At 62.7% G+C, this 15,383-nt stretch carries 15 protein-coding genes; 4 read left to right on the top strand and 11 right to left on the bottom strand.

Annotation, left to right across the window (positions count from 1 at the left end; genetic code table 11):
• Nucleotides 1-3: 3 nt before the first annotated feature.
• A complete protein-coding gene (locus tag ABSY17_RS05980; RefSeq protein WP_378947950.1) occupies nucleotides 4-1,026 on the bottom strand; it encodes an ABC transporter substrate-binding protein in 1,023 nt (340 codons plus the stop codon).
• 197 nt (nucleotides 1,027-1,223) lie between these two features.
• Here ABSY17_RS05980 and ABSY17_RS05975 point away from each other — a divergent pair, with 197 nt between their 5' ends.
• Nucleotides 1,224-1,703: an NUDIX hydrolase gene (locus tag ABSY17_RS05975; RefSeq protein WP_378947947.1), complete on the top strand. Its 480-nt coding sequence runs from the start codon at nucleotides 1,224-1,226 to the stop codon at nucleotides 1,701-1,703.
• A gap of 156 nt (nucleotides 1,704-1,859) precedes the next feature.
• On the top strand, nucleotides 1,860-2,876 hold the full coding sequence (locus ABSY17_RS05970; protein ID WP_378947945.1) for a substrate-binding domain-containing protein: 1,017 nt from the start codon (nucleotides 1,860-1,862) through the stop codon (nucleotides 2,874-2,876).
• Here the strand turns inward: ABSY17_RS05970 and ABSY17_RS05965 are convergent.
• The 10 genes from ABSY17_RS05965 to ABSY17_RS05920 all read right to left on the bottom strand — a co-directional run bounded on the left by ABSY17_RS05965 (nucleotide 2,834) and on the right by ABSY17_RS05920 (nucleotide 14,490).
• Nucleotides 2,834-4,555: a metallophosphoesterase family protein gene (locus ABSY17_RS05965; RefSeq protein ID WP_378947942.1), complete on the bottom strand. Its 1,722-nt coding sequence runs from the start codon at nucleotides 4,553-4,555 to the stop codon at nucleotides 2,834-2,836. The genes ABSY17_RS05970 and ABSY17_RS05965 overlap by 43 nt on opposite strands.
• Before the next feature lie 30 nt (nucleotides 4,556-4,585).
• Nucleotides 4,586-5,242, bottom strand: coding sequence for a dual specificity protein phosphatase family protein (locus tag ABSY17_RS05960; protein WP_378947939.1), 657 nt, complete (start codon nucleotides 5,240-5,242; stop codon nucleotides 4,586-4,588).
• A gap of 46 nt (nucleotides 5,243-5,288) precedes the next feature.
• Nucleotides 5,289-6,113, bottom strand: coding sequence for an inositol monophosphatase family protein (locus ABSY17_RS05955; protein ID WP_378947936.1), 825 nt, complete (start codon nucleotides 6,111-6,113; stop codon nucleotides 5,289-5,291).
• A 180-nt stretch (nucleotides 6,114-6,293) separates the two neighbouring features.
• Complete coding sequence (locus tag ABSY17_RS05950) at nucleotides 6,294-7,148, bottom strand: inositol monophosphatase family protein (protein WP_378947933.1); 855 nt, start codon at nucleotides 7,146-7,148, stop codon at nucleotides 6,294-6,296.
• Entirely contained in the window at nucleotides 7,145-7,951 is an 807-nt protein-coding gene (locus ABSY17_RS05945) for an HAD family hydrolase (RefSeq protein WP_378947931.1), read from the bottom strand. Before ABSY17_RS05945 ends, ABSY17_RS05950 begins: the two co-directional genes overlap by 4 nt.
• Nucleotides 7,952-8,031: 80 nt before the next feature.
• On the bottom strand, nucleotides 8,032-9,162 hold the full coding sequence (locus tag ABSY17_RS05940) for an ABC transporter substrate-binding protein (RefSeq protein ID WP_378952456.1): 1,131 nt from the start codon (nucleotides 9,160-9,162) through the stop codon (nucleotides 8,032-8,034).
• A gap of 87 nt (nucleotides 9,163-9,249) precedes the next feature.
• Entirely contained in the window at nucleotides 9,250-10,386 is a 1,137-nt protein-coding gene (locus ABSY17_RS05935; protein WP_378947928.1) for an ABC transporter substrate-binding protein, read from the bottom strand.
• A 113-nt stretch (nucleotides 10,387-10,499) separates the two neighbouring features.
• Entirely contained in the window at nucleotides 10,500-11,630 is a 1,131-nt protein-coding gene (locus tag ABSY17_RS05930; protein WP_378947925.1) for an ABC transporter ATP-binding protein, read from the bottom strand.
• 1 nt (nucleotide 11,631) lies between these two features.
• A complete protein-coding gene (locus ABSY17_RS05925) occupies nucleotides 11,632-13,464 on the bottom strand; it encodes an ABC transporter permease (RefSeq protein WP_378952453.1) in 1,833 nt (610 codons plus the stop codon).
• Nucleotides 13,465-14,028: 564 nt separating this feature from the next.
• Complete coding sequence (locus tag ABSY17_RS05920; protein ID WP_378947922.1) at nucleotides 14,029-14,490, bottom strand: L,D-transpeptidase; 462 nt, start codon at nucleotides 14,488-14,490, stop codon at nucleotides 14,029-14,031.
• Nucleotides 14,491-14,526: 36 nt separating this feature from the next.
• On the opposite strand from ABSY17_RS05920, the gene ABSY17_RS05915 reads away from it, so the two are divergent.
• Together ABSY17_RS05915 and ABSY17_RS05910 are read left to right on the top strand one after the other, a co-directional pair.
• Complete coding sequence (locus tag ABSY17_RS05915; RefSeq protein ID WP_378947920.1) at nucleotides 14,527-15,168, top strand: hypothetical protein; 642 nt, start codon at nucleotides 14,527-14,529, stop codon at nucleotides 15,166-15,168.
• Nucleotides 15,169-15,193: 25 nt separating this feature from the next.
• The gene (locus tag ABSY17_RS05910; RefSeq protein WP_378947917.1) at nucleotides 15,194-15,358 is read left to right on the top strand and encodes a hypothetical protein; all 165 of its coding nucleotides are present in this window, start codon (nucleotides 15,194-15,196) and stop codon (nucleotides 15,356-15,358) included.
• Nucleotides 15,359-15,383: the final 25 nt, after the last annotated feature.

Below are 15,383 nucleotides of genomic sequence, written 5' to 3'. Positions count from 1 at the left end.
GATTTACTGCGGCAGTGTCGACACCTCCGTGTCCCACTTTGACAGCAGCCGCTTGCGCTCTTCGCTCGAGCCATACTTCTTGAAGTCGTAGTCGATCAGCTTGATGGTCGACAGATCAGGCGTCAGTTCCGACACCGCAGCCGACTTGTTCGACGGCAGCTGGAACGACTTCACATCCTTGGCCTTGCCCTGCATCTCGGCCGACAGTGCCCAGTCATAGAACTTCTTTGCCGCCTCGGGATTGCGCGACCCCTTGATCAGCGACATCGAGCCGATCTCGTAGCCGGTGCCTTCGCAAGGCGCCACCGTCACGATCGGGAAGCCGGCAGCCGTCTGCGACACCGCGTCATGCATGAAGACGATGCCGACGGTGGTCTCGCCGAGGCCCGCAGCCTTGATCGGCGCCGAACCCGACTTGGTGTACTGGTTGATGTTCTTGTGCAGGGCCTTCATGTACTCGAAGCCCTTGTCCTCACCCATCAGCTGCACCATCGTCGCCAGCGTCGTGTAGGCGGTGCCGGACGAATTCGGATTGGCGATCTGGATCTGGCCCTTGAATTCGGCCTTGGTCAGGTCTTCCCAGCATTTCGGCTCGGGCAGGTTGTTCTTGGCCAGGAGATCCTTGTTGTAGCCGAAGCCGAGCGCGCCGGAATAGACGCCGATCGTCTTGTTGCCGGCCGCTTCGGCCTGCTTGATCGCCCAGTCGTGCAACTCGCCGCGCATCGGCGAAATATATTCCTCGGTCAGGCCTTCCTCTGCCGCCTGCAGATGAGGGTCACCTGTGCCGCCCCACCACACGTCGCCCTTCGGGTTGCTCGCCTCGGCGCGCACCTGGGCGTAGGTCTCGCCCGAGCTCTTGCGCGTCATGTCGACGGTGATGCCGGTCTTTTCCTCGAAGCCGGTCTTGATCTGCTGGCACCAGGCCTCGTCGGCGCTACAATAGAGCGTCAGGCTTTCGGCTTGCGCCGCGCCGCCAGCGATGACAAGTGCGGCCACCGCGGCCGAACGCAAATAGGCAGTCCTCATATTCAAATTCCCTCCACTTATTTTTCGCCGTCTAACGATCTTCTGTCGTCTTGGCCTGTTGCAGAGTGAGTTGTTTTTACGCATTTTGCAATCGTGTTCATGACACTATTTTAGGTGCAATGAAGCTGAACTTGCATAGCATCAGTTGAGATGAGAACAGGCCACGCGGCCATATCGAAACGGAATGACTGGGCGAAATGCCAAAGAAAAAGAAGGCCCTCCGCAAGGCGGAAAAGGGCGAGCGCATCACCCAGGTCGCGGCCATCCCGTTCAGGCTGAATGAGACTGGCGAGCTTGAAGTGATGCTGGTCACCTCGCGTGGTACGCGGCGCTTCATCGTCCCCAAGGGCTGGCCGATGAAGGGTAAGAGTGCGCGCCATGCTGCCCTGATCGAGGCGCGCGAAGAGGCCGGAGTGCTCGGTAAGGCGTTGAAAAAGCCCGCAGGCACCTACTGCTACTGGAAACGTCTGTCGACGGGCTTCATCAACGTCGAAGTCACGGCCTACCTGATCGAGGTCGCTGAAGAACTCGCCGCATGGCAGGAGGCTGGCGCCCGCCAGCGCGCCTGGCTGAGCCCGGCGGATGCGGCAATGCTCATCGATGAGCCGGAACTGTCGACGCTCGTGCGCAACCTGACCGTCGCCGCGTTCGACCAGCCGGAAGAAGCGCTTACCTGAACGGCGGCGCAATGACTCCCGCCGGGCAACGACCGCCACGGCATGCAGCTTCTTGATTGCAGAGCGTGAAATCCAATTGTATCAGAATGCTGCGGCTGCACATTTGTGCAACGCTGGGAATACGGTTCGCCTGATGGTCCAAACTGGAAATGTGCAATGTCCGAACTGAAGCCGGGCAGGTCGTTCGTCAGTGCTCAGCAGGTCGCCGAGCTGGCCGGCGTGTCGCGCTCGGCGGTTTCGCGCACTTTCACCGACGGGGCGAGCGTTTCGCAGACGACGCGCAACAAGGTGCTCGAGGCGGCGGAACGGCTCGGCTACCACGTCAATCACCTCGCCCGCAGCCTGATCCATGAAAACAGCGGCATCGTGTGCCTGATCGGCGCCGACATCAACGCGCCCTACCACTCGCGACTGCTCGACGCGATCACCCGCCGCCTGCAGGCGATCAACCGCATCGCCATGGTCATCAATACTTCGGGCGACAGCGACAGCGTCGAAGCCGCGCTGCGCCAGACGCTGAATTATCGCGCCAACGCCACGGTCGTCTTGTCGGGCGCCCCCCCGGCCTCGCTCATCAACACCTGCGTCAACAGCGGCCAGCACGTCATCCTGATCAACCGCGACGACCAGCTCGTGGGCCCTGAACACATCAGCGTAGACAACGCTGCGGCTGCGCGCGAAGCCTTCCACATGCTCCATCGCGCCGGCTGCCGCAGAATCGCGGTCGTCTCCTCGCAGGCCGGCACGCCCAGCCTGATGGCCCGCGAGCGCGCCTTCGAGCAAGCCGCGCGCGAAGCCGGGCTTGGCGTGGCCATAGCGCGCGCCGGGCCTACCGGCTATGCCGCCGGCTTCGAGGCGGGGCGTCAACTGCTGTCCGGCTCGGGCCGGCCGGAAGCCGCCTTCTGCGTCACCGACCTGCTTGCCTGCGGCTTCATGGACGCGGCGCGCGTCGAGTTCGGCATGGATGTGCCGGCAGACCTTTGCGTGGTCGGCTTCGACGATATCGAGCAGGCCGGCTGGGCCTCCTACCAGTTGACCACTTTCCGCCAGCCGATCGATCTCATCGCCGACCACATTTCCACGTTGCTGGAAAGCGACGATCCCGGCGCCGTCGGCGGCCGGGTGTGTTTTCACGCCGCCCCGGTCTGGCGACGCACTGTGCGGCCCAAATAATCGGCACGCTCGACCGTGCCTGTGGCGAGGTCGACAGAAAAATCGCGCGAAGGCGCACTGTCGAGCCAATCCATCATCATGCGCATGAACGAGGCAAACCGGTCCTGCAGGCAGCCTTCCGGCCATGCGCCCAAGGCAAAGCGCTGCGCCAGCCGACGATAGACAGCGATGCGTTCGGGCTCGATGAAATCGAGCGCGATTTCGCGGCCTTTGCGCAGCCGGTACCAGTCGACGACCATCTCGAAGAACGAAAGCGCGCTCGCGCGCGCCCCTGCTGCGCTGTCCCGCAACATAGCCAGAGCATCCTTGGGCGCAATCGGCGTACCGATGCCCGCCAACCTGTCGAGATCGCCGAGGTCGAGTTGAGTGACGAGGCCAGCCAGATCCTGCGGCCATTCCTTGGGAAGGTAGCGGTGGCGCACCATCTCGGCGAGATGGCGGCTTAGGAAATCCGCATGGCTCGTGGCCTCGGTCACGGCTGCCGAGACACCGTTCCGCACTGCCTCGATCCGATAATATGGAAATGCCACGTCATGTCCCGGCACCTCGGCAACCGTCACCGTCTCGACGTCGAGCCTGTCGCCGTCCATCTCCACGATCTTGTAGGCCGGTGGGAAACCGACCATCGAAGGCACGGCGAGGTTGACGAGGAAATCCTCGCCGTCACGGAAGACTGCCGTGTCGTTGATGTGCAGATGCCCGCTGAAATGCACCTTGATGCCGGTTGCCGCCGCGGCGCGTGCGACCTCAGCCCTCGGCGTGCGCCTGAGGAAGCTGGTGTCGTTCAAAAGCTTGGCCTCGTCGGCGGAGGTCCCGTTGAGCGGATCGATGATCGGATAGTGCGAGAACGCGATCAGCCGCTTGCCGGCCGCCTCGGCTCGCAAGGCGACATCCTTCATCCAGGCAAAAACGAACGGCTTGTTGCGGAGCATCGAGTTCCAGCCGGCGTCGGTGCTGTCGAGATAGCTCTGCTCCAGCGTCGGATCGAGATCGCCATTGCGCGGCTCGAACACATTGGCATCGATCGACAGCAGCCACAGCCCCTCGACCGGTTCGACGAGGAAGGAGGCATCGATGATCTGCCGTTTGGTCAGTCCGTCGGCCGAAGCAATCTCGAACATTCGTGACGCCAGCGCATCGTCGCTTCCGAACGGACACTCCCAATGCAGGTCGCCTTCGCGCCTGTAGAAGCCGTAGGCACCCATCGCGGCGATGGCCGTGTCGTAGCCGCCGCAGTACATCTCGGCGCTGACGATCCGCTCGATGGAGTCGTCCTGCCCAACGCTCGCGTCGCTGGTCACCAGCGTGTGTGAGCCGTCGGCGTTGAGAAAGCGCTTGCTGTGATGACGCCCATGGATGGCATAGAGGTCGTGGTTGCCCGGCGTCGCGACAAAACGCAGGCCGAAACGCCTGGAATAGTCGTCCAGCAGCGCCGTCGCCGCCGCCATGGTCGAAGCCTGGCCATCGTCGGTCAGATCACCGGCAACCACCACCAGCGAAATGCCCTTGCGCACGATGTCGTCGAGCAGAGCACGGGTTGCGTGAAAGCTCTCGTTGAACACCCGCGTCGACGCCGCGGTGTCGGCCAGCGTGCGGATCGCCGCCCCCTCGCCCGACCATCCGCCCTGGCGGTTGGTGATGTCGTGGAAATGCGGGTCGGCGATAACGGCAATCTTCATCTTTTTCTCACTCGTTGATTGCCTCTGCCGTCAGTCGACTGCGGCGAGCGCCCCGACTGCACCATGGCCGCCTGGGAGGGCCGGCAGTCCCTTGTCGATCATGGCGATCCACTGCCGCGCCTTGCTTGCGGCAGCGATCAGCATCGGCTTCGGCGCCTCGAACCATTCGTCGGGCCGAAGTTGGCGCTGGACACGGACATGCTGCAGCGCATCCTCGAGCGTCGGAAACCTGTCGGGCATCTCGACATGCAAAAACAGCGCGACCAGCGTCACCGAACGGCTGCGGCCGCCGCGGCAATTGACCAGCACATTGCCCTTCTCGCGCCGGCGATAGGTGCTGCGCTCGGGCAGCTCCTGGGAGAACGCCCCACGCAGCAGATAAAAGCCCGACAGCATCATCGTCTCGGGATTGCCATGCCCGTCGATCAGGCCGAGCTTGTAGTAGCGGACGGCGCCGACACCGTAGATGGCGTCTGCGTCCTCGCCCTCGTTGAACGGCTCGGTCGCATAGTTGAAGTCGAGATTGACGGCGCAGTTGACCACCGTCGTGATGTTGTTTTGCTTGAGCAGCGCCAGGTCGCCGGCGCCATCCATGCCGCCGACATAGATGTCGACACCATAGCCAGTGATGTTTCGTTCAATCAGGCTGAGCGCCGGACGCTCATATCGTGGGCTGTCGAGTGTCATCGGCGTTCTGTTTTCCGTAATTTTCATGCCTATGGTGAAGGTGCGCTCAGCGTGCCGCCTCAAGCGCGATGCCGGTCGCCTCGCTCATGCCGATCGCCACACCGGGGGCCGCGGCCAAAACCGCGCCGCCCTGCGTCAGCCCGTCCAGTGCCAGGAAAGGGGCGACGACACCGCCGGCTTCCTTGACCATCAGCAGGCCAGCCAGACAGTCCCACGGATGCATGTGCAACTCGGCATAGGCATCGGATCGGCCGTCTGCGACATAAGCGAGACCGAGCGCGCCCGAAGCGCCGCGCCGGACATTGGCGCCACGCTCGAGGATGTTGGAAAGCACCTCGAGATAGCGCGCGTTCGACTTGCGGTTCGACCAACCGAACTCAACGCAGGCGGCGTCGAAATTGCCAGTCCCGGCAACCGACAATTTTTTGCCATTGCGCGTTGCGCCCTGCCCGCGCCGAGCGAAATAGAGTTCATCCAGCACCGGATTGTAGATGGCGCCCAGTTCGATCTCGCCATTGCTGACGAAGGCGATGGCGATGCAGAAATGCGGAATGTCGCGGGCGAAATTGGCGGTGCCGTCGATCGGATCGACCACCCAGATGTCAGACTTGATGACGCCTCCGGTTTCCTCGCCAAGGAAGCCGTCTTCCGGGAACGCTTCAGCGATGCGCGCCTTCAGATGCCGCTCCACTGCGGCATCCGTCTCGGTCAGAAAATCCTGCGGACCTTTCATCCCGAAACCCGCCGCGCGGTTGGTGAAACCGTCGAGTGCCACCGTCCCGGCCGAGCGTGCGATCTGACGGCAGAACACCTCGCGCTGGTCGAGACCGGTTTCGATTGTCGCTTCGGTGGCCGTTGCGTGTACTGTCATTTCAATGCCGCCCGTGGGTCGTTGCTGGCGCCAGATTGCACACGCGTGCAATTTGGTCAACGCCATAGGTTGAACAATGTTTTTCCATCCCGCGCAGTTGCGTGCGCCGGCGCATTTCATACAATTGCACGCGCGCCCCATCGGGTCCGGAGAGCGCATTGCGCTGCGCCTTGCACCCCCTCATGCCGCATCTCTCGCACGCACCGCGTCGCGGCTGTCGGAGATGCCGCGCGCCACGCGCATCAGCGTCGGGTAATCGGCCCCGTCACCAAGCGCGACATAGCCCGGGCACATGAAGTCGCGCCCGCCCTTGTCGACCTTGCCCAGCGTGAGTGCCTCATAGGTGCCGCCTGCCTGCCTGAGGATCAGAATCGCGGCGGCAACATCCCACGCGTTGACGCCGAAGCCGGCGGCAGCATCGACCCAGCCGGCAGCGACATGACATAGGCTGAGGGCCGCACTTCCCGGCCGCCTGAGCGCCGAGAATGTTTCCACCAGCTCGCCGAAGTTCTCGAGTGCACGTTCGCGTCCGTCGAGTCTGAGATCACGCGCCACCGGATAACCGGTGATCAGCGTCGCGCGCTGTTCGTCGGCCTGGGCCTGCGACTTGAGCGGCGCACCGTTCAGCCAGGCGCCAGACAGATCGGCTGAGAACATCATGTCGCCGACGGGATCGTAGACGGCGCCGGCAACGATCTCGCCGTCGATCACCGCGCCAATGGAAACGCACCAGAAGGCGAGACCACGGGCGAAATTCGCCGTGCCGTCGATCGGGTCGACATACCATTGCACCCGGCCCTCGCCACTCGCCCCCTCTTCTTCGCCGAGTACATATGAATCGGGCACTTCGCGCAGGATGAAGGCGCGGATCGCAACTTCCGACTCTTTGTCATGCTTGGTCACCACGTCGTGCAGGTCGACCTTGTAATCGACCGACATGGTCGAACGGAATGCCGCCAGCAATTGTTCGCGCATCAGCTTCGACGCCTGTTCGGCAACGGCGCGCAGATTTCTGGATTCTTCGATGCCGGTCATGCCGCGATTCCACGCATTGCCTGAGTGAACAGGGCAAGCAGCCCGGCCGGATCGGCGACGATGGCATCGGGCTTGAGGTTCAACTTATAGGGAAGATCATAGGTCCCCTTGTCTTCCATCAGGATATTGCCGCCGATGCCGGCACGCTTGCCGCACAGCACGTCGCGATCGAAATTGTCGCCGACATACCAGGCCTCGGCAGGGTCGACACCAAGCGCGCGCGTTGCCTGGAAAATCATCTCGGGATTTGGCTTCCTGACCTTCACCTCGTCGCTATGGATCACCACGGCAAAGCGGTCGGTCAGCCCAAGCGCGTCGAGGAAGTCGATATGGACCTGGCCGCACAGCGCATTGCTGACGATGCCGACCGGCACGTCGGCAGCGTCGGCCGCAGCCAGCAGGTCGAGCATGCCGGTGCGCAAGGCGCGAGCGCTCTTCCAGTTGCCCATCTTGCGACACAGGTCGTAAGCCTCAGCCACCACCACGTCATTCGCGGGCTTGACCCAGTCGCCGGCAACGAAGTCGCCCCAGAACTCCTCATGGCGCAATTCACGCGGCGCAAACGGCCGCGACATCGCATCCTTCCAATGCGAGTCGGCGATGCCGGCAGCCTTGATATCGTCGGTAATCTGCTCGACCGAAAGCTCGGGCGCCGCCACACCAGCCGCGTCGAGCAGGCCGCGCACGTGGCTAGCCAACCTCGCCTGCCAGCCCGGCAGATGCGTCGTCGACACGATGACGCCGCCAAAATCGAGCAGCAGTGCCTTGGGTGCTGCGAGCGTTCGCCCCGAGGTTTTGGACATCAATTGGTCTCCATTGCAATTCCAGGAAAAAGGCGGGACGGAGCCGAAGGAGAAGGGCCCCGTCCCAGTCCACCGGGAAGCTATTTCTTGTAGGCGACGCGCCAGAGGTCCTGCCAATCCTGGCGCGCATCCCAATCCTTGAGCGCGGTCGAAGCGTCGTATTGCTGCAGTCTGTCCAGCACCTTGCCGATGCCCGATGGTTCGTCGGCCGGCAGGCCGATGTCGGGATTGGTCGGCAGCTTGCCGTCCTTGACCTGCGGCGCGATACCCTCGTCGGTCAGGATGTAGTGAATGAACAGCTTGGCGGCGTTCGGGCTTTTGGTTCCCGTCGCGATGAGGCCAAGCTTGACATAGGTCCAGCCTGGCCATGGCTCGAGCCCTTCACACAGCCCGAGCTTGAAGCCCTTGTCGGCGTTGTCACGGAACTTGGCCGAGCTCATCAGGCCGAAGAACGGCTCCTTCTGACCCGGAGCGCCGACCGCTTCCGAGATCGCATCGTCGGCGTCGGCCAGCAATGGCGAGTTGCCGGCAAAAGCCTTGACCCAGGCAGCCGTGGCGCTGTCTTCGCCAGCGTCGATGTCCTTGCCGAAATGCGCCTTGTAGGCAGCCTTCATCTTGTCGTCGTCATGCGTCGCGGTCTGGTTGAACCAGTCTGGGTAAGTGCCCTTCGACAGCGGATCGTAGAAGGCGACCTTGCCCTTCCATTTCGGATCGGTCAGCTCCCAGATGTTCTTCACCGGGCAGGAATCATAGGCCTCGGTGTTGTAGGCCCAGATAGCCGCGTTGGTGGTGATCGCCAGTGGGTCCTGGAATTTGACCGGGATCTTGTCGGCCATATCAGGCGGCAGGTAGCTCTCGACGAACTTCTGCGGCAAAAGCTGCGCCAGCCCTGCCGGCGCGTCGGTGATCAGCACCACGTCTCCCTTGACGTTCTTGGCCTGCCCTTCGCGCACGATCATCTCGAGCTGGGCGCTTGCCGACACCTTGATGCCAGTCGCCTTCACCCCGTACTTCGCGGTGAAGTTTTCGGCCATCTCGACGATCTTGCCGGTGCTGTCATAGATGTTGATCGGCGCTTCCTTCTTCGCTGCCTCGACCAACGCGTTGATGTCGAAGGTCTCGGCACGCGCCAGGGCCGCGCCAAACATCACTGCCGCCAGCATTCCCGCGAGTGCGGTCGACGCCAATGCTCTGCTTGTCTTTCTGCTCATTCCAAACGTGGATGTCATTGCTTCCTCCCGTTCAAAAATCAGACTGCCAGCGCCCGGCTCAGGCCGGGCGCTGCGCTTGCAAGGCGTCTATTTCTTGTAATTGACGCGCCAGAGGTCCTGCCAATCCTGACGCGCATCCCAATCGCTCTGGGCGGTCGCTGAATCGTATGGGAAAATCTGGTCGAGCACCTTGCCGATGCCCGAAGGCTCGTCGTCAGGCAGCTTGGCATCGGTGTTGGTCGACATCTTGCCGTCGTCCGCCTGCGGGGCGATCCCCTCCTCGGTCATCAGATAATGGATGAAAAGCTTCGCGGCGTTGGGGCTGTCGGTGCCCTTGGCGATGAAGCCGAGGCTTGGATACATCCAGCCTGCGAAAGGCTGCAGGTCCTTGCACAGGCCGAGCTTGGTGCCAACATCCTTGTTGTTCCGGAACTTGGCCGAGCTCATCAGGCCGATGAATTGCTCCTTCTGGTCCGGCGCACCCGCTGCCTGGGCCGCGCCCTCGTCGGCATCGGTGAGCAGCGGGCCATTGGCGGCGAGCGCCTTGACCCAGGCGGCAGTCGCACCGGCCTCGTCAGTCACCAAGTCCTTGCCGAAATGCGCCTTGTAGGCGGCGGCAACCTTGTCATCGCCATGGGTGGCAAGCTGGTTGAACCAATCGACATAGGACGCCTTGTTGAGGGGGTCCTGCATGGCGAGCTTGCCCTTCCACTTTTCCTCCGTCAGCTCCCAGATGTTCTTGATCGGGCAGCTTTCGTTGAGCTGGGTGTTGTAGGCAAAGACATTGGCCTCTTGCGAGACGGTCAGCGGGTTCTGGAACTTGGCCGGGATCTTGTCGGCGAGATCAGGCGGAAGCCAGCTGTCGACGAAGCCCTGGGGCACGAGCTGCGCCACGCCGGCCGGCACGTCGCTGATCTGGATCACGTCGCCCTGCACATTCTTGGCCTGGCCTTCCCGGATCACCATTTCGAGCTGCGCTGCGGCATTGGCCTTGGTGCCGGTCGCCTGCACGCCGTACTTCTTGGTGAAGGCTTCGGCCTGCTTCACGATCTTGCCGGTGCTCGAATAGACGCTGAGCGGCGGCTCCTTCTTCGCCGCTTCGATCAAGGCATTGAGGTCGAATTTTTCCTCTGCCTGGGCGGCCGTGGCGAGCAGGCCCGCCGCAAGCGCCAGCGCGGACGCCGACAGAAGCCTTGTTATCCCGGTGTCGAAAAATCTGGTCATGCATTTCCTCCCTTTGTGTCGGGCCGCGTTGCAATCCAAGGCCCGTGTTTTCCCGTGGTTTTGCTACATTCCCGGCGCGTCATCGGTTCCTCCAACCGCGCACCATCTCCTCCTCAGTGTACTTTTGCCGGCCGAAGCAGCTTGTCGGCCGCCTCAAGCCGGTCGCCATTCGCGTCGAAGACGTGCAGCGCCTTGGGATTGGTCCACCAGGTCACGGCCCCGCCCACCTCGATTTCCGGCGACTGGTGCGTGGTCAAAAACAGCTTCTCGCCTGATGCCGTCAGCTCGATGATCCAGCTGCCGCCGGTGGGCAGAATGCCGGTCACTTCCGCATGGCCCGACAGCGCCCCTTCCGCCACGCCACGTTCGGCGTCCGCAAGACGTATCGCTTCCGGCCGGATGCCAACCGAGCCGGCACCTACCAATTCGGCATAGCGTTCGCCGAGGAAGCGTCTGGCGCTGGCCGAAAGCTCCGACTTCGCATTGCCCAGTTCCAGAATGTTGATCGGCGGGTTACCGACGAACTGCGCCACAAAGCGGTTGGCTGGCCGGTCGTAGATGTCGTTGGGCGTGCCGACCTGCTGCAGCTGGCCCTCGCTCATGACAGCGATGGTGGTGGCAAGCGTCATCGCCTCCCACTGGTCGTGGGTGACGAACACGATCGTCGTCTTGAACTCGGCGTGCAGGCGCTTGAGTTCGGCGCGCATTTCGAGCCTGAGTGCCGCGTCGAGGTTGGACAGCGGCTCATCTAGCAGCAGCACCTCTGGATTGACCGCCAGCATGCGGGCAAGCGCCACGCGCTGCTGCTGTCCGCCCGACAGCTGCGAGGGATAGCGGTCTCGGTACTTCTCGATGCCGAGCGTCTTCATCACCCGCTCGACGCGTTCCTCGCGCTCGGCCTTGGGCATCTTGCGCAGCCTGAGCCCGAAGTCGGTGTTGCGCTCGATGGTCAGATGCGGCCACAGCGCATAGCTCTGGAACACAAGGCCCATCTCGCGCTTTTCCGGCGGGATGAACACGCCTTCGGTGACCGAGTCGACGACGCGCGGCCCGACCCTGATCTCGCCGGCGGTCAGATGCTCCAGCCCGGCGATCATGCGTAGCGTCGTGGTCTTGCCGCAGCCGGATGGTCCGAGCAGGCACATGAACTCGCCGTCGCCGATTTCGAGGTCGAGATCGGCCACCGCATTGGCGGCATTGGCCCCATAGTTCTTCTCGACGCCGCGCAGATTGATTTTCGGCATGTCAGTTCCCCAGTCCTTGGGCGAGATTGGTCTTGGTCAGCTTCTGGCCGAGCAGCGCGCCGAAATAGGCAAGGCCCGCGATGATCAGCACGACGGCGTTGGCGGCCTGCGTGTAGTGGTAGTCGACCAGGCGCAGCGAGAACGTGGTCAGCACGTCGGTACTCGGCACGGCCAGCACCACGAACAGGCTGAGCCCCTTGATGCCAGAGATGAACGGCAACAGGATGCCGGTTGCCAGCGACCCCTTCTGGATCGGGATGACGATCGACATCATGCGGCGGAACCAGCCCGCGCCGGCGATCTGTGCAGCCTCCTCAGGGTCCTTGCCGAGTTGCATCATGGCGGCGATGCCGGCGCGCGAGGCATAAGGCATCTGGTCGGCGATCAGCGCCAGCATCAGGATCAGCGTCGTACCGTAGAGTGCGGGGATCGGCCCGCGCGGCACGGCAAACAGCGAAAGATAGGCCGCGGCAAAAGCGATGCCCGGCACCAGATAGGGCAGGAATGTCACCTGCCGCAGGAAGGTGCCCAGCGGCTTGACCGGCGTCCGCACCACGACATAGCCGACCAGCAGGCCGAGCACGCCCGACGTGATCGAAGCAAGGCCGACGATGCGCAGGCTGTTCCATGCAGCATTCCACAGGTCCGGACTGAGCAGGATGCCGGTCTGGAGTGCTACCGTGTTGAGGTTGGAGCCGATCCAGTAGTCGAGCGTGAAGTTGTCGAGATTGAACTGCGCCGGCACCCGCATGATGGTCGACAGAAACAGCGTGGCGATCGGCAGGCCGACGCTGAGCAGGAACATCAGCACGGCAAATCCGGTCGCTGGTAGCCGCATGATGCCAAGCGGGCTCAGCCGGTTCATCGAGCCTTTGGAGCCGATGGTGACGAAGCGGCGTGCTTCCTTCATCAGCTTTGCGTCGATGGTGATGGTGATGATGCCGATCAGCATGATCGAGCCGGCAAGCACGGCACCGACGCCGACCTGGCGCGAGGCGATGTTCTGATAAAGCGAGGTTGCCAGCACGTCGAAATTGACCGGCAGGCCAAGCACGTACGGGACGCCAAATTCGCCGAGGCACTTGGCAAAGATCAGCACCATCGCCGAGATCAGCGAGGGCCGCATCAAGGGCATGATGATCTTGCGGGCAACGGTCAGCCTGTTGGCACCGAGGATGCGAGCGGAGTCTTCCAGTTGCGAGTCGAAGCGGCGCAAGGCGTTGCCGAACAACAAGATGACGAAGGGTGAGTAGTGCAACGCCAGGATGATGGTCACCGGCAGCTGGCCATAGGACAGCCAGTCGGGCGGCGAAAACCCAAGGGATTCCAGCCAGCCGGGCTGGCCGCCGACGGTGCGGTTCTTGAACAGCGTCGTCCAGGCCAACGCAAAGGTCCAGGCCGGGAGCATATAGGGCACGATCAACGCGGTCGAAAACCAGCGCCGGCCGAACATGTCGGTCCGACTGAGCAGCCAGGCAAGCGTGCCGCCAACCAGCATCGACAGCACGATGGCGCCTACCGCGACGCTCAGCGTGTTGACCAGCGGCTCCCAGAACAGGTCGCGTGAAACGCGCGACATGAACACCCGCTCGACATAGTACCAGGTCAGCTCGCCGACATCCTGCTTGATGCGGCGCTCGTCACCGAACTGGACCCGTGCCGCATCCGACAGCATCGAAATGATCGGCACGACGATCAGATAGGTGAAGAGCACGGCGGCCAGGACGCCGATGGTCGTCGTCGGCTCCCTCAAGGCGACCTTGAGCCGGTAGCGCAAGCGCTGGCCGCGCGTCGGCGCAGCTATCGCCGCCAGTCCATCGACCCCTTCCCCCACAGCGTTCGACTTGACCGATGCTTGCGAAGAACTCGTCACGAGCCATTGCCTCCGCACACCAGAAATCCGGCGCGGCAAAGGCACACTGCCCTAAGGCAGGTGAGGCCGATATGCGGGCGCGCAGCACGGCCTTCATGCGATGGCATGAACATGAGTCCTCCTCCCAAAAACGCCGTCGTCCAGAACAGCATCCGCAGCACTCACTGCCGCCGAAGACGCTCCTCACCATTCTGACTTTCCGGCGCGACCACCCTCCTCCGGGCAAGTCGGCACATCGCTGCACCTGATGGCATATTCATTCCACCCGCGGCACAATCATGTCAATCCGAATTCGGTAATTTTTTGCACAGCCGTGCAAAAGAAGGCCAATTGTTTGAAATGCTGTGGTTTTGGCTTCTCTGCGCGCATCCTGCCATTCAAATGGTGGCAATACCGCAAAAATTGTGCACTGCCGTGCAATTCGAGGTCAAGCCTTCGCGCAGGCACAGCAAAACCCAGCGCCATCGAACCGGGTCAGCCCTCGTCCATGAGACGATAGGGCAGCACCAGAAGTACCGCCCAGCCTCACTGGACGATGACGATGCTGGTGTTCGCAGGGCCGAAGATCTGGACCAGCTGATAGAAATCGGCGGCATTGTCCGGGTGCAGGCGCACGCAACCATGCGAGGCGGGCCGGCCGAGCCGGCTGATCTGATTGGTGGCATGCACGGCATAGCCGCCGTTGAAAAACACCGAATGCGGCATCGGCGCGTTGTCGTATTTCTTCGAGTACCACATCTCGTGCATGCGCGTCGGCTTGAACGCCCCTTTCGGCGTCACATAGCCACGTCCGCCCGTCGAGACCTTCCACACGAAGGTCGTGCGGCCATCGACCAGCACATGCATGCGCTGCTCGCCGATAGAGACCCGGGCAACGATCTTGCTGGCCGCTTGCGCCGTCCCGTGGCCGGGCGCGAGCAAGAGCGCCGCCCCCGACATGGCAACGGCCGCGATGTTGATGAGCTTCCTCTCGAATTCCAGGTACATCGTCATCCCCTCAAGCCAACACGGCCAGCTAAAAATATGTTGATCAAGGCGGGCTATCTGCCGCCGCATTGTTTCGTTATGATTTCGTTTGATCGTTCATTTGGTTTCGCAATTGTTTCCAATCAGCCCGACCCGGATGCGACGCAAGACCCAGCCCTTCCCAGCCGGCGCTTCAAGAGAAAGTCGATGATCTCCAGGGTGAAAAATGTCGGGCCCGGCATGGCAACGACGCTGAAACATTCGGATTCATCAAGCGTCACCGGGCGGCATCCTTTCGAAACAACCGAGCTTCAGCTTGGGCCCCGACGAAACGAACGTTGCGAAGATTGGATGGGTAACGGACGACTGGCCTTGAGTTGGCTCCTGCGGGTGGGCGTCGCTACGGCGATTCTGACAGGGGTCGGCATTCTGGCTGGCTCGCACGATGCCATGGCGGCTGAACTGTCGCCCGAGTCGGGCATGGCTCCGGCGACGCGCATCATCCTGCTCCTTGCGGCTGCATCGTTCGTCGCAACTCTGTGCTTCCGCCGGGTCCATGGGCGTGGGCGCCCGGTCTTGTGCCGGGTAGCGGTGCACGGAACCTCGCGCGGCAACCGTGGCGAGGACCAGGTACCCGCGCCGCCTACGGGCAGGTCAGGCGGCGCGGGTGTCTCGGCAGGTTTTGGCAGGCTCGACTGAACTCCCGGAAGGAACGGGGACGACGATGAAAACCAAATTTGCAGCTTCAGTGCTTTCGGCACTGCTTTATGCGCAAGGGCTGCTCGGGTTTGCGGGCGTGATCAGCGTTCTGCTCAAGGACAGGGCGCACGCCGCCGACAGGGTCGTCGTCTCGGCGGCGGCTGCCGCCACCCAGGCGCCGGCGCGTTGACGTCTTGCCCGCGCGCGCGCCGTCA

Source organism: Mesorhizobium sp. ANAO-SY3R2, assembly GCF_042466635.1.
GTDB lineage: Bacteria > Pseudomonadota > Alphaproteobacteria > Rhizobiales > Rhizobiaceae > Aminobacter.
Note: the sequence above shows the minus strand (reverse complement) of the source record. Positions and strands in the feature narration are given on the sequence as shown.

What these genes read in the sequence shown, in the direction of transcription:
- ABSY17_RS05980 (WP_378947950.1), bottom strand. Translation starts at nt 1,026, where the DNA reads ATGAGGACTGCCTATTTGCGTTCGGCCGCGGTGGCCGCACTTGTCATC.
- ABSY17_RS05975 (WP_378947947.1), top strand. Translation starts at nt 1,224, where the DNA reads ATGCCAAAGAAAAAGAAGGCCCTCCGCAAGGCGGAAAAGGGCGAGCGC.
- ABSY17_RS05970 (WP_378947945.1), top strand. Translation starts at nt 1,860, where the DNA reads ATGTCCGAACTGAAGCCGGGCAGGTCGTTCGTCAGTGCTCAGCAGGTC.
- ABSY17_RS05965 (WP_378947942.1), bottom strand. Translation starts at nt 4,555, where the DNA reads ATGAAGATTGCCGTTATCGCCGACCCGCATTTCCACGACATCACCAAC.
- ABSY17_RS05960 (WP_378947939.1), bottom strand. Translation starts at nt 5,242, where the DNA reads ATGACACTCGACAGCCCACGATATGAGCGTCCGGCGCTCAGCCTGATT.
- ABSY17_RS05955 (WP_378947936.1), bottom strand. Translation starts at nt 6,113, where the DNA reads ATGACAGTACACGCAACGGCCACCGAAGCGACAATCGAAACCGGTCTC.
- ABSY17_RS05950 (WP_378947933.1), bottom strand. Translation starts at nt 7,148, where the DNA reads ATGACCGGCATCGAAGAATCCAGAAATCTGCGCGCCGTTGCCGAACAG.
- ABSY17_RS05945 (WP_378947931.1), bottom strand. Translation starts at nt 7,951, where the DNA reads ATGTCCAAAACCTCGGGGCGAACGCTCGCAGCACCCAAGGCACTGCTG.
- ABSY17_RS05940 (WP_378952456.1), bottom strand. Translation starts at nt 9,162, where the DNA reads ATGAGCAGAAAGACAAGCAGAGCATTGGCGTCGACCGCACTCGCGGGA.
- ABSY17_RS05935 (WP_378947928.1), bottom strand. Translation starts at nt 10,386, where the DNA reads ATGACCAGATTTTTCGACACCGGGATAACAAGGCTTCTGTCGGCGTCC.
- ABSY17_RS05930 (WP_378947925.1), bottom strand. Translation starts at nt 11,630, where the DNA reads ATGCCGAAAATCAATCTGCGCGGCGTCGAGAAGAACTATGGGGCCAAT.
- ABSY17_RS05920 (WP_378947922.1), bottom strand. Translation starts at nt 14,490, where the DNA reads ATGTACCTGGAATTCGAGAGGAAGCTCATCAACATCGCGGCCGTTGCC.
- ABSY17_RS05915 (WP_378947920.1), top strand. Translation starts at nt 14,527, where the DNA reads ATGTTGATCAAGGCGGGCTATCTGCCGCCGCATTGTTTCGTTATGATT.
- ABSY17_RS05910 (WP_378947917.1), top strand. Translation starts at nt 15,194, where the DNA reads ATGAAAACCAAATTTGCAGCTTCAGTGCTTTCGGCACTGCTTTATGCG.